At 42.8% G+C, this 13809-nt stretch carries 9 protein-coding genes and 2 tRNA genes; 4 read left to right on the top strand and 7 right to left on the bottom strand.

What is annotated here, in order from left to right; genetic code table 11:
* Window positions 1-6 precede the first annotated feature (6 nt).
* The 5 genes from EGC80_RS08840 to EGC80_RS08860 all read right to left on the bottom strand — a co-directional run bounded on the left by EGC80_RS08840 (window position 7) and on the right by EGC80_RS08860 (window position 7602).
* Complete coding sequence (locus EGC80_RS08840; protein ID WP_124012397.1) at window positions 7-624, bottom strand: TatD family nuclease-associated radical SAM protein; 618 nt, start codon at window positions 622-624, stop codon at window positions 7-9.
* 135 nt (window positions 625-759) lie between these two features.
* Window positions 760-3912 carry an efflux RND transporter permease subunit gene (locus EGC80_RS08845; protein ID WP_101034263.1) on the bottom strand — a complete coding sequence of 1051 codons (3153 nt, stop codon included), beginning with the start codon at window positions 3910-3912 and terminating at the stop codon, window positions 760-762.
* Between the two features lie 2 nt (window positions 3913-3914).
* Entirely contained in the window at window positions 3915-5114 is a 1200-nt protein-coding gene (locus EGC80_RS08850; protein ID WP_124012396.1) for an efflux RND transporter periplasmic adaptor subunit, read from the bottom strand.
* 453 nt (window positions 5115-5567) lie between these two features.
* On the bottom strand, window positions 5568-6788 hold the full coding sequence (gene srmB, locus EGC80_RS08855; RefSeq protein WP_101034265.1) for an ATP-dependent RNA helicase SrmB: 1221 nt from the start codon (window positions 6786-6788) through the stop codon (window positions 5568-5570).
* Between the two features lie 55 nt (window positions 6789-6843).
* On the bottom strand, window positions 6844-7602 hold the full coding sequence (locus EGC80_RS08860) for a tRNA1(Val) (adenine(37)-N6)-methyltransferase (protein ID WP_124012395.1): 759 nt from the start codon (window positions 7600-7602) through the stop codon (window positions 6844-6846).
* 477 nt (window positions 7603-8079) lie between these two features.
* Between EGC80_RS08860 and brnQ the strand changes: the two genes are divergently transcribed.
* The 4 genes from brnQ (at window position 8080) to recJ (ending at window position 13096) form a co-directional block, all read left to right on the top strand.
* On the top strand, window positions 8080-9411 hold the full coding sequence (gene brnQ / locus EGC80_RS08865) for a branched-chain amino acid transport system II carrier protein (RefSeq protein ID WP_232772151.1): 1332 nt from the start codon (window positions 8080-8082) through the stop codon (window positions 9409-9411).
* Window positions 9412-9500: 89 nt separating this feature from the next.
* A complete protein-coding gene (gene xerD / locus EGC80_RS08870; RefSeq protein WP_124012394.1) occupies window positions 9501-10406 on the top strand; it encodes a site-specific tyrosine recombinase XerD in 906 nt (301 codons plus the stop codon).
* A gap of 127 nt (window positions 10407-10533) precedes the next feature.
* Window positions 10534-11256 carry a bifunctional protein-disulfide isomerase/oxidoreductase DsbC gene (gene dsbC, locus EGC80_RS08875; protein ID WP_101034268.1) on the top strand — a complete coding sequence of 241 codons (723 nt, stop codon included), beginning with the start codon at window positions 10534-10536 and terminating at the stop codon, window positions 11254-11256.
* 115 nt (window positions 11257-11371) lie between these two features.
* Window positions 11372-13096, top strand: a complete 1725-nt coding sequence (gene recJ / locus EGC80_RS08880) for a single-stranded-DNA-specific exonuclease RecJ (RefSeq protein ID WP_124012393.1) — start codon at window positions 11372-11374, stop codon at window positions 13094-13096.
* A gap of 307 nt (window positions 13097-13403) precedes the next feature.
* Here recJ and EGC80_RS08885 read toward each other — a convergent pair.
* Both EGC80_RS08885 and EGC80_RS08890 read right to left on the bottom strand, forming a co-directional pair.
* Window positions 13404-13490, bottom strand: a tRNA-Leu gene (locus EGC80_RS08885).
* A 58-nt stretch (window positions 13491-13548) separates the two neighbouring features.
* Window positions 13549-13624 (bottom strand) — tRNA-Phe (locus EGC80_RS08890).
* Window positions 13625-13809: the final 185 nt, after the last annotated feature.

The raw sequence follows: 13809 nt of genomic DNA on the forward strand, positions 1-13809 counted from the left end.
ATTTATTTAACCAATTTTATCCAGTTCGCGTTGTTTAAATATTGCACCGTTTTGCTCTGCGATACCGCGGCAACGTTCGATGTTTACATTAGCCAGTCCGTTAATGGCACTGACTTGTACTTGCGGTATGTATTGAGGTGCGAGTTGAATAAATTCAAGCAGTGCCTTATAGGAATTTGCCAGCTTGGGGTGACAGTGTTGCTGGTAGCTTTCTGGGGTGTCGGCATTAAGTGAAATTGACAGGCTGTCTATGCATTGGCTGAGCTCTGGCAAAATATTACGACGATGAAAGTGGTTGCCCAATCCATCGGTATTAAGCCTTACACGCCCACCTTGTGCTTTTATGGCATGGGCAAGCTGCAGCAAACATTCAAGGTTTAACGTTGGTTCACCAAAGCCGCAAAAGACATATTCTTCCACGTCATGCACATTACCTAACAAGGGTAAAACATCCTCTGCGGTAATACGTTGACTGAGTGATAAGTCGAAGTCGTGCACTTGTTTCGATCCATTATGCTTAGGGCAAAACTGGCATCTTAAGGTGCATCTTGCCGTAATATTGAGATAACGGTGATTGCCGATATCGTAAACTAAGGTTGGCGTGGGTGAGGTAGAGGCGTTCATGGCAGCTTTTTATTATGGAGAACAGGGTAAGTATTGTAGCTAAATATCGAATGTGACTATGTTGCTTAGCTCGCAGTTTTTACAGCAAAAAAAACAGAGCTGATTTAGCTCTGTTTTTGGGACTAACGATATGGGTTAATGGTGTTCATCAGAGCCTAATGGTTCCGCAACTGTTTTGGGTTGCCACCACCACATAAAAACGCGTCGTAATAAGCGCCTTATATCATCCAGAATAATGTACAAGATGGGCACCAAAATTAACGTCACTACCGTTGAGAATAAAATACCAAATGCTAGAGATGTCGCCATTGGGATAACAATTTTAGCCTGTAAGCTTTTTTCCATAATAATGGGCACCAAGCCAAAAAAGGTGGTTAACGAGGTAAGGATGATTGCCCTAAAACGATAACAACCAGAATCGATAGCCGATTGCATTAGCGACTTGCCTTCTTCGCGGGCTCGGTTAACAAAGTCGACCAAAATGAGTGAGTCGTTTACCACTACCCCGGCTAACGCCACAATACCGCATAAGCTCAACACACTCATGGATAAGCCTAGAATATAGTGGCCAAACAAGGCGCCAATCATGCCAAACGGGATGACCGACATAATGATTAACGGTTGCGTGTACGATTTTAATGGAATGGCCATTAAGGCATAAATGGTAAACATGGCAAAGAAAAATCCTTGCGCTAAACCAAGCATAGCATTTTGCTCGTCTAAGCTGCCGCCATCTAATGCTGACGTTACTTTAGGGAATCGTGCGGTTAATTCGGGTAAAAAATCTTGCTGAATTTCGGCGACCACTTTCGATGGTTCAACGTTGTTTTTATTCACATTGGCGCTGATGGTAATCGCTCGGCGGCCATCAACCCGGGTGATCGACGCGTACGACTCACCCATTTCGATATCTGCTACGGTTGAAAACGGCACTGCTGCGCCTGACGGGGTGCGGATCAGCATGTTTTCAAGGTCACCCACAGTGCGGCGTTGTTCGAGCGGGTAACGCACCATGACTTTGACTTCTTCTTTATTACGCAAAATACGTTGGGCTTCATAACCATAAAAACCGTACCGAACTTGGCGAGCTAAATCTGACAGTGTCAGCCCTTGCGCTTCGGCTTCAGGACGGATATTTAACCGAATTTCGTGCGAACCTGAAGAAAAGTTATCGGTAATATCAAATACGCCTTCATAAGTGGCCAATTTAGACTTAAGCACTTTGGCCGCTTCAGACAGTTGGTTTAAATCACTTGAGGTTAAGCGAAACGATAAATCGCCGCCAGCATCGTTGGTGCTGGCATTGATGTTAAGCTTTTTAACTGACAATAACTCGGGTAATTGTTTACGCCATTCTTCAGCAATAGCGACGCCGTCTACTTCACGGTCTTCGCCTTTAGTCAGCTCGGTAAACACAAAGGCACTGCTGCGTGAGCTTAGTTCGATGTAGCTGTGCTTCACCATGGGGTAACCGTATTGGTCTTCAAGTTTGGCGTTCATCTTGTATAACGCATCTTCGACTTGTTGCAGCACTTTTAAGGTGTTCTGCTCAGAACTGCCTTCTTCCATTTCAAGCTGCACTTGAATAAAGTCCGATGGAATATCAGGGAAGAAAACCCAGCGTACTTTGCCGCTTTGCACTAAAGCAAGTGACAGAATTAATACCCCCACAAATACCGCCACGACGTTGTAGCGACGCTTAATGCAGCGCTCAAGAAAATGACGATAGGTGTTGTGAATGAAATGCTGTAACCATTCGTTGATAGCAAATTTAAAGCGTGAGAAAGGATTCGTTGGGGCGGTGCGTTTTCTGATTTTCATGTGAGCTAAATGTGCGGGTAAAATCAGTTTTGATTCGATCAGCGAAAAGGCTAAACACAAAATCACCACCATACCGATGGATTTCCAAATAATGCCCATGGGCCCAGACACCATGATCATGGGGATAAAGGCTGCAATAGTGGTGAGCACCCCAAAGGTGGCTGGCATCGCCACTTTTTGTACCCCTTTTATCACATTATCTAAAGAGTGGCCGTTTTCCTCTAACTCGGTATAGGCACTTTCTCCGATGACAATGGCATCGTCGACGACGATCCCCAGCACCAGAATGAACGCGAATAAGGTCAGCATATTAATCGACATGTTAAACGGTTCAAGCGGCATTAATAACATGGTGCCCAAAAAGCACACAGGTAAGCCCATCATTACCCAAAAAGCGAGTTTAAGATCTAAGAATAAGGCCAGAATAATAAACACCAGCAGAGCGCCATAAAACATGTTCGACAACATCATGTTTAAACGCCCTTGCAGGTAGTGAGTTAAATCACCCCAGGTATCAAGTTGAATATTGCTTGGTAAGGTTTTTTTACGTTCGGCGACGTAAGCCTTAACTTGTGATGAAATATCTAAGGCATTTTGATCGTCAATACTGGTGATTTCAATTACCGCAGCCGGTTTGCCGTTAAAGCGGGTGTATTCCAGACGTTCTTCAAAATCATCATTAATTGTGGCCACTTGCGGTAACATAATCCGGCTGCCGTCTGGGCGCGTTTCTACCACAATCTGCGCAAAGTCATCTGCGGTATAAGCTTGGCCTTTTGTGCGCAGTAGGATGTCACCATCTTGGGCCCGAATAGAACCGCCGGGTAAATCAATCGACGAGTTTTGTACCGCTAAAGCCACTTGAGTAAACGTAATGCCATATTCGCGTAGTTTGTCTTCCGACAGTTCGATGCCTATTTCGTAGTCGCGAACTCCGGTGACTTTTGCGCGAGTCACTGCTGGTAAGTCGGTAATGTCGTCTCTGATCGCTTTAGCCATTTCTTTCATGTCATGCAGGTTCATGTCGCCATAAACAGATACCCAAATCACATTGTTTTCTGGCTTTATTTGGTAAATATTGGGTTTTTCGATGTTGTCAGGGAAGGTTGCAATGGCATCGATACGCAGTTTAGCTTCATCTAGTACTTGCTGCACATCGTAACCGTCTTCGACCTCAATGGTCACTGAGCCAACACTATCACTGGCAACAGAAGTCACTTTTTTAATGCCGCTAATATCTTGAATCGCTTCTTCGATTTTTATATTAATCCCTTCTTCAATTTCTTGTGGCGCTGCGCCTGGATAGGCAACATTGATATTGATGAGATTTAATTCAAATGTTGGAAAGATTTCTTTATTAATGAGTACCGCACTAAACAAACCGCCAATAAGCAAGGCGGCCATCAGTAAGTTGGCTGCGACACTGTTGCGCGCAAACCAGGCGATGATCCCTTTATTAGTATCCATTCTTATTCACCTGCAGTCGTAGCGGCTTGGGCGTCAGTATCGACTGGAGCTGACTGGGTTTCTTCTCCGAGCACTTTAATGATCTGCCCAGAATTCAAACTATTAATGCTAGTCATGGATACTCGCTCATTTGCCTTGAAGCTGCCTTGAATATAAATGGTATCGGCATCTGAACGAATAACATTCACTGGGCGCATCTCGATAATATTGTCTGCACCAACAACGGCAACCTGACCATTTCGTACCACGTGACGTGGCAGTTTTACTACATTATTAACCGTGCGGCCTGTGATGACGGCGTTCACAAAGCTGCCATATTTTAAGGGTAATTGTCCTTCAGTTTTATTTTTGCGTAAATACGGATCATGTATTTCTGCGACTAGATACACCATGCGAGTTTGCTCGTCGATGACGTTTTCGCTGCGAACAATATTGCCTTGCCAAGTGACTTGTTTACCTGCCAGAAATGCGGTGAGTGTGACAGCGGTTTCAGGATTATCAACCGACTCTAAATACGCGAGATCTGCATTTGTTAATGGCAGTCTAATTTCAGCAATACTGGTGTTGTAGAGTTCACCTAAGTTAGTGCCCAAGGTTACGTACTGACCTAAGTCGACATTGCGTGCTTTGATAATGCCATCAAATGGGGCCCTAATTACTGTACGTGCTAAGTTGCGTTGTGCACGGGCTAATGCGGCTTGTGCATATTTGACGTTAGCTTGTTCTTTTTTTAGCTGTGGGATCCGTAATCCGAGCTCTGGTGGTAAACCGGTACCAAAATCTTTAAATTCAATTTTAGCGACTACACCACGGGCTTTTTCTTCATTCAATGCGGCGGTTGCTTGAGCAAGTGTCGCCTCTGCCTGTATTAGATCCGCTTCGTAATCAGAGGGTTCAATAATGGCAAGTTGTTGGCCTTGCTTTACGACACCGCCAGCAACAAAGTCTGCTGAAATGTTCAGTAAACGCCCTTGAACTTCGGTGACTAACTGGGTTTTATATTTGGGATTAACCACGCCGTATGACGGTAAGTTGAGCGACAAGGTTTGCGGCGTGATGGTTTGCACATCAATAATGGGCACGCTAATGGGTTCATCTTTTTGCTCGGGTGCTTCTTGTGTGCTGATAAGCAGCATGGCTGCGGCAACAAACACAGCAATGATAAGCAGTGGTGATGATCTTCTTAATATGGTTTTTATCATTTCTATTGCGTATCCATGCTGAAATAATGCTTTAGACAGTTAACTACGTTGGCTAACATGTTCATTCAAATTCATTTTATTACTCATAGCGTCTAAATTAACAGAGTATTACGTTTATCTAAATAGTTTGATGTAAATAAAATGTTTCATAAAGTTATGTTTTTTCTGATTTGGCGATAAACACTTAATAAACTGATTTTTTTTGCCATGTTTGAATAGAGATAAAATAATCCATTATATTTTATCTCTTATTAATTAGTAGGTTATATTAGATTATTCGGGTTAGTGTTTTTTGTGCACAAATTGACATTAGTTGACACTTTCTGGCTGTATTATGTCTATTTAATGATGCGATATAGTGCTTTGAGGATAAAAAAAGCGAATTACTGAGTAATTCGCTTTAATAATCGTTAGTCAAGGTATTCTAGGACGAGGTATAGCTAAACCTGTAGGTTACTTTTTCTTGTACTTTTTCGATGTCACTCTAGCCTCTTTTGCATTGGCTTTTTTCTTACCTGGGACCTTGGCTTCTTTGTGTTTAGGACGAAGTTCTTCAATCACGCGGCGTTTAAGCGGTAATTCAATGTATCGTTCAATTTTAGAAATAATACGCATATCGTGCGCTTCAACTAATGAAATCGCGGTTCCTTTAGCGCCAGCACGAGCGGTGCGGCCAATTCGATGAACATAGGCATCAGCAGAGCGGGGCATGTCAAAGTTGATGACATGGGTAATGTCATCAACATCAATTCCTCGAGCAGCAACATCTGTCGCCAATAGCACGTTGACTTCGCCCTTAGAAAAACGCCCCAGTGCTTGGAAGCGTTTTTTCTGTTCCATATCGCCACGCATAAATGCACAAGGGATATTCGCTTTTAGCAATAAGCCTTCTAAGCTGGCAACCATTTCGCGAGTTTTAACAAACACTATGGTGCGTTTAACGTTTTCTTGCTGAAGAATGTGGCATAACAACGCAAATTTATGTGCTTGATCATCGGCCAAATGCACCCACTGATGCACTTTGGCTTTTTCACTGCGTGGCGCTTCTACATCGACCACTACCGGATCGTTTAACAATTCGCGAGCGAAACGGTTAACCCCATTGCCTTCAAGTGTGGCAGAAAACAACATATTTTGTTTGCGGCCTTGAGCTTCAATGGCAATAGATTGCACTACTGACGAGAATCCCATATCAAGCATACGATCAGCTTCATCAATAATGAGAATCTCCACTTCAGTGGCATCAAATTTATCTTTATCTAAGTATTCCATTAATCGACCTGGGGTGGCGATCAATATATCAACATTGTCTGCAAGTGCTTCTTCTTGTGGGCCATATGGCACACCACCTGTAATGATGACGATATTAAGATCAAGCCCAGTGGCTAAATGACTTGCATAACGATGAATTTGACTGGCTAATTCACGCGTTGGCGTTAGCACCAAAATACGTGCTTGGCCTTCAAAACGCCGAGGGAAGTCGATTAAATGCTGTAATGCAGGCAGTAAAAAGCTAGCCGTTTTCCCTGTGCCGGTAGGCGCTCGCGCTAAAATATCCCGCTGGTCCATGGCCAATGGGATCGTTTGTTGTTGAATTGTGGTAGGGCTGTGATGTCCCATGGCCTTGAGTGACTCTAATAAGCTAGGGTCGAGCTGGAAATCTTCAAATTGCATGCACTTGGGTCTCGCTGAAAAATAGTTGAGTATTATAACTGACCTAATGAGCAGGCTAAAGCTTTAAGTAGAACTCGCGGCATAAATCTGCCATAGCTTGGCTGTATTGTCCGTGTTTGTCGCGGATCACCAGTTGTAGACATTGAGTTTCAATGGTGACCTTGTTATTGGTTTGTCGGGGATTAACCCTCATTGGGTCGTATTGTATTGCCAATAGTGCTCTATTGGGAGACTTTCCCTCAACACTAATAACATCAAGGTGTTTTATAACGAATAAACCATGAGCGTTAAGTTGTTGCCTAAAACGGGCTAAACTTTGTTGCGGTAGAATAATACTAGCCGTGCCTTGGGGAGCAAGTAATTGACCGATCACGTACTGTAACTCAGCGAAAGATAAGGTGTTGGTATGCCTTGCGTCGGCTCGTGCGCTATTTTTGGCCTGCAAACCCTGTTCAAAGTAAGGCGGGTTACAAATGATATGATCGAATAACGGTGCTGATATTTGATTATGTTGTTGTTGAAAATGCTGAATAGCACCTTGAAATAGCTGAATTTTCTCAGGCCAAGGGCTTTGTTGAATATTATATTGGCAGGCATTTGCTGCTGCACCGTCTAATTCTACAGCAGTAATACTGGCGTTATGAGGGCTGCGCTGTGCAGCCATCAGGCTTAGCAAGCCACTTCCTGCACCAATATCGAGAATGTTGCTAGATTGCGATAATTCAGCCCAAGCACCGAGTAAAACCCCATCTGTACTGACTGACATTCCACACTGTTTATCATCGATATGAAATTGCTTAAACGTAAAAGACATAGATAATAGAGTACTCTTTGGGCTGTATGAACGACTCAATAGGATCATAGCGGCTTTGGTTTTTACTGTCGCGGTTTAATTGCCAGCGCTTGTCATCGTTGATTTTTTGTAATGCTAAATTAACTTAAAAACAATAGATGTGCTGAATATGTACACAAGCCTTGCCACAAATCGCAACTAAATAGGTTTTTTTAATTGTTTGGAGTGCTGAAGCTTGAGTATTAAGGCGATATTTGATATTAGTCTGCACACTTTTTTACGCATTAAATTGAGTAAAAAGTCTAATTTAAGCTATTTTGGCTGGAACATGACACTGAAAATAGAACTAACAGCTCGTTTCCGTTGTTGTCTTAACAAATTGAGTATTTTTCAAGTGTATTTTTAACTTTACAAATCATTGTTGGTTCAGTTTAGCAGTAGCTAATGATGGTGTAATCAATTAGGTTTGTAAAAAATAACAACAAAGCGGAGTGAGTAGTGCAAACAACCAAAATGAGTGTAACGGATACGCTTGGGTTAGGATTTATGACCTTTGCGTTTTTTTTAGGGGCGGGTAACTTAATTTTCCCTCCTTTTGCTGGCATGCTTGCTGGCGAGAATATGTCTTTTGCGATGTTCGGTTTCTTAATTACTGCAGTGGGTATGCCGTTGATAGGCTTAATTGCGGTTGCCAAATCCAACGGTAAAGTGATGGCATTATTACCTGGATTTGCTGCAACGGCATTAGCCATTGCTATTTATATTATTATTGGCCCGGCATTTGCGGCCCCGCGTACCGCTCTGGTGGCGTTCGAAATTGGTGCAAGACCTTTTATCGGTAATCCTGATGCACTGATGATGTTAGGCGGTAAAGAATTCAATATTGCCCAACTTATTTATACTTTAGTGTTTTTCTCCGTGGTGATGTTTTTATCTTTATATCCAGGCCAATTACTGGACAGCGTAGGGAAAGTGCTTACGCCAGTATTAATTTTATTATTGGTGGGATTGGCCAGTTCAGTGATTATTATTCCTGGCGCAGAGGTGAGCCAACCCGTTGGTGATTACATTAATAGTCCATTAACGAAAGGGATTATTGAAGGTTATAATACCATGGACACCTTGGCATCTTTGATGTTTGGTATGTTAATCATCGATTTATTACGCAAAAAAGGTGTCAATGAAGCCGCTGATCAAACCAAGTATTTAATTCGTGCCGCCTTTATTGCTGCTGGTGGTCTAGCATTTGTGTATATTTCTTTGTTTTATCTTGGTGCTTCTGCGGGTGATTTTGCCATTGGCGCTGACAATGGCGGGCAAATTTTAACCAACTACGTCACGTATCACTTCGGTAATCTTGGTTCACTATTGTTATCGACCGTTGTCACCTTAGCCTGTTTAACCACGGCAGTCGGTTTAGTTACTGCGTGTGCTGAATTTTTTAATGAATTATTACCGCGCTTGTCGTATAAATTGTTGGTTGTCCTGCTAAGTGCAGTGTGTGCCACCGTTGCAAACGTTGGTTTAGCGCAATTAATTAGTGTGAGTATTCCGGTGTTAATGACGATTTACCCAGTCGCTATTGCATTAGTGTTGGTCACTTTCTTAACGGAGCGTTTTGCTCGACCTGAGTTTTCGCACCGAATAGTGCTAACTGTGGCACTTTTTTTCGGCATTTTCGATGGGTTACAAACCGCGGGGATGGACATGAGCTTCTTAGATTTTATGCCATTACATGCTGAGGGTATGGCTTGGTTGCTGCCTACGGCGTTGACCGCGATTGTGTGTTTGTTTTTACCCAAAAAGAGGCTTCAAAAAGTGCAGGCTTAAACGTTAAATAGGCCATAATAAACGGATCAATATAACGGCGTTATGATAGATTATCTAACGTCGTTTTTTATTATTTATTGGAAACTGCTTTGGCCAAACCTGCTTATCAACCCGATCCATTAATTAACCAGTTTGTTGATGACTTATGGTCAACTAACGGGTTAAGTGATAATACATTGGCATCCTATCGCACCGACATACAACATTTAGAACGTTATGTGTTGTCTCAGGGAAAAGACTTACTGCAAGTTGATCAAGCCGTGTTGCGCGACTACCTCGCAGAGCGTTTTGACAAACAATTTGCTAAAAGCAGTACCGCCAGATTACTCAGTAGTTTACGGCGTTTTTATGCTTACTTATTGGTAAAAAAGCAAATTAGCCAAGATCCGACCTCATTGATTAAGTCGCCTAAGTTAGTTCGTCAGTTGCCTGATACCTTGTCTGAGGCACAAATTGAGTGTTTATTATCTGAGCCTAATACCGACGATCCGATTGAATGTCGTGATAAAGCCATGTTGGAACTCTTGTATGCCACCGGGTTGCGCGTGACTGAATTAGTGAGCTTAACGATGGAGCAAATCAGTTTGCGTCAAGGTTTAGTCCGAGTGATGGGTAAAGGCGGCAAAGAACGTTTGGTTCCATTGGGTGAAGTGGCCATTACTGAGGTTGAACAGTATATTAAGTTTGCTCGTACTGAATTGTTAAATATGAAACAGTCCGATGTACTGTTTCCGTCACGTCGTGGGCAAATGATGACTCGGCAAACTTTCTGGCATCGAATTAAGTTGTATGCGGCAAGGTCTGGAATTGAGTGCCATTTATCACCGCATACGTTACGACATGCCTTTGCCACTCACTTATTAAATCACGGTGCTGACCTACGGGTTGTACAACTTTTGTTGGGACATAGTGATTTATCAACCACTCAAATATATACTCATGTGGCAAAAGTGCGTTTGCAGCAATTGCATAGCCAGCATCATCCGCGCGGTTGAGTGCGAGGTTGATCAAATCCTTACATTTAAGCCTGTGAGTTTAGTTGCGTTAGCTAAACTAAGCCTGTAAGTTTTATTGACAAAATCGGGTCTATTCACTTTGAACCCGTGTAATTTAGGAATTATCATGAAGTTAACCAAAACATTAGCCCTTGTTGCCAGCCTTGTTATCACTCCAATGGTGTCAGCTGCGTCTGATGTAGCCAACGAATCAGCATTAAAGCAAAAACTTACCGACACGCTAGGTGTCAACGTGATGACAATTCAGCAATCTCCCATCGACGGTTTATATCAAGTGCTGACCGACCGAGGTGTGTTATACGTCACCAAAGATGGCGCTAAGTTATTTCATGGTAATCTGTATGACATCGACAACGGCATGAAAAACTTAACCGAGGCAGCACTAGCCGGACCTCGTATCGCATTGCTCGAACCATTTGTAGATGAAATGTTGGTTTACAAAGCTAAAAATGAGAAGCATGTCGTCACTGTATTTACCGATGTCGACTGTGGTTATTGCCGTAAGCTACACAATCAAATGCAAGGCTATAATGATTTAGGTATTACGATTCGCTACTTAGCTTATCCGCGTGCAGGCATTCCTTCTGCAAATGCTGATGAGATGCAAGCCGTTTGGTGTGCTAAAGATCCTTTAAAAGCGATGACAGAAGCTAAAGCGGGTGGCAATGTTAAAGCCGCGAGTTGTGATATTGATATTGCGGCGCAATATAAGTTAGGTATGTCGTTTGGTGTTAACGGTACACCCGCACTGATTTTAGAAAATGGAACCATGGTGCCAGGTTATCAAGCTCCGGCAGAATTATTACGTACTATTGAATCAAACTTATAACGCCCACTTATAAATCAAAGTCGTATAGCCTGTGCTATAAACGTAAAATCAAGGTGAGCTTAGGCTCACCTTTTTGTTATGCTCCATTCTCTTATTGCCCGATTAAGGTTGCCTTTTGTCTCATAATATAGTCCGTCGCCCTCAGGTTGATGATAATCATTTACCCAGTTCTTTACCGCCATTACTGAAACAACTCTATGCCCGCCGTGGTGTTAATCAAGATAACTGTGAATTAGTGTTAAGTAAGTTATTGCGTCCCGAGACGATGAAAGGTCTAGCCGAGGCCGCAGTAGTGATCGCTGATGCGATTGTTGCACAGCAATCAATTTTGATTGTTGGCGATTTTGATGCTGATGGTGCGACCTCAACGAGTGTATGCATGCTGGCGTTAAACATGATGGGTGCTAAACGGCTTGATTACCTTATTCCAAATCGGTTTGATTATGGTTATGGTTTAAGTCCTGAAATTGTTGCGGTAGCCTACAAGAAGAGTGCCGATGTATTAATTACCGTTGATAATGGGATATCTTCCATTGAGGGGGTTGCGGCTGCCAAGTTACTGGGCATGACCGTCGTTGTGACAGATCATCATTTACCTGGTAATAGCTTGCCAAATGCTGATGTTATTGTAAATCCCAATCAGCCTGGTTGTCAGTTTGCCAGTAAGTCTATTGCCGGTGTTGGTGTGGCATTTTATCTGATGTCAGCTTTGCGAGCAGAATTAAGGCAACGTAATTGGTATCAACAGCAACAAATTACTGAGCCAAATCTGGCAACATTACTTGATATTGTCGCCTTGGGTACTGTCGCGGATGTGGTGTCGTTAGACACTAATAACCGTATTTTAGTCAATGCTGGTTTACAGCGTGTTAGAAGTGGCCGCTGTCGAGTTGGTATTACCGCGTTGCTAGAAGTCGCCAAACGCAGCCCTGCAAAGATGGTTGCTGCCGATTTTGGTTTTGCGGTTGGTCCCAGATTAAATGCTGCTGGCCGCCTAGATGAAATGGCGCTGGGGGTAGAAACCTTACTGTGTGAAGACATCATGTTGGCAAGAAGAATGGCTGCCGAACTGGATGGACTAAACCAAGAGCGGCGTGAACTTGAAACCGGCATGCAACAAGAGGCATTAAAGAGTTTATTGCAAGTGTCGCTTAATGAAGATGATTTACCCTGGGGCATCGCCATTTTTAAGGATGATTGGCATCAAGGCGTGATTGGTATTTTGGCATCACGGATTAAAGATCGCTATCATCGCCCTGTTATTGCCTTTGCTGATGCGGGGGATGGTCAAATAAAAGGTTCTGCCCGCTCGATTAAAGGACTGCATATGCGAGATTTACTCGAACGCATTAATAGTGGCTATCCTGGGATGATAACTAAGTTTGGTGGTCATGCGATGGCGGCAGGATTATCATTAAAAGCTGACGTATTTGAACAATTTAAACAAGCCTTTGATGATGCGGTAAGAGAAATATTGGATTATGAACAGCTGACCGGAGAGTTACTGTCAGACGGCGAGCTGTCAAGTGAGCTAATGACCCTTGATACTGCATTTATGTTACGTAATGCGGGACCGTGGGGACAGTCGTTTGAAGAGCCTTTATTTGATGGCATATTTAATGTTATCCAGCAGCGCATTGTCGGCGAGAAACATTTAAAGCTATTGTTAGAGACCCAATGTGGCAGTTCGATGTTAGACGGTATTGCCTTTAATGTGGATTTAGCAATATGGCCTGACGCAACCATTAAACATGCCCGAGTGGTCTATAAGCTTGATGTTAATGAGTTTAGAGGTAAACAAACCGTGCAGTTAATGGTGGATTATATTGAGCCGATGTAATTGCTTTTTTATGTGGTAGCGGATTGTTCTGGCGAGTTGAATGACTTGCCAGTGAAAAACGGTTTGATAGTACCTTGCGACATATTGATATTTAAGCGCTAACTTGCAACTGAGTTTTATGGCGAACTCACGGATCATTTACAGTGTGCTATTGCTGTAAGTTAGCTGCCGTAAGTGAAGAAGGGGTGATGTCGTACTATTTGAATAAACCAACATAGTTTGTCTTGGCATTTCGAAATGAGATAGACAATCAAAACAAAAAGGCCTCGCAATGCGAGGCCTTTTTGTTAAAACGGATAAAGTTATTTGGTACAGGTGAGAGGACTTGAACCTCCACGCCCTTACGAGCATCAGCACCTGAAGCTGACGTGTCTACCAATTCCACCACACCTGCAAAACATTATTGCAAAATAACTTTATTTTATTAGTCGCTGTAGCCACCAATATAAATATGGTGCCCGAACCCGGAATCGAACCAGGGACACGAGGATTTTCAATCCTCTGCTCTACCGACTGAGCTATTCGGGCGACGGACGCAATTTAAAGGGTTTTGACCTGCTGAGTCAACCTGTTTTTTTATATTTATATCAAAATTAGATTTGTTTGGATGTATTTTGGTCGTATCGAGTGTTATTCAGCCAAAGCACCATGGTGTAATAAATACTTCATTCCTATGATGGTTGCTAAGTTAAAAGGTGTTATGGTGCCTTTTT

It is taken from the genome of Shewanella psychromarinicola, assembly GCF_003855155.1.
Classification (GTDB): Bacteria; Pseudomonadota; Gammaproteobacteria; order Enterobacterales; family Shewanellaceae; genus Shewanella; species Shewanella psychromarinicola.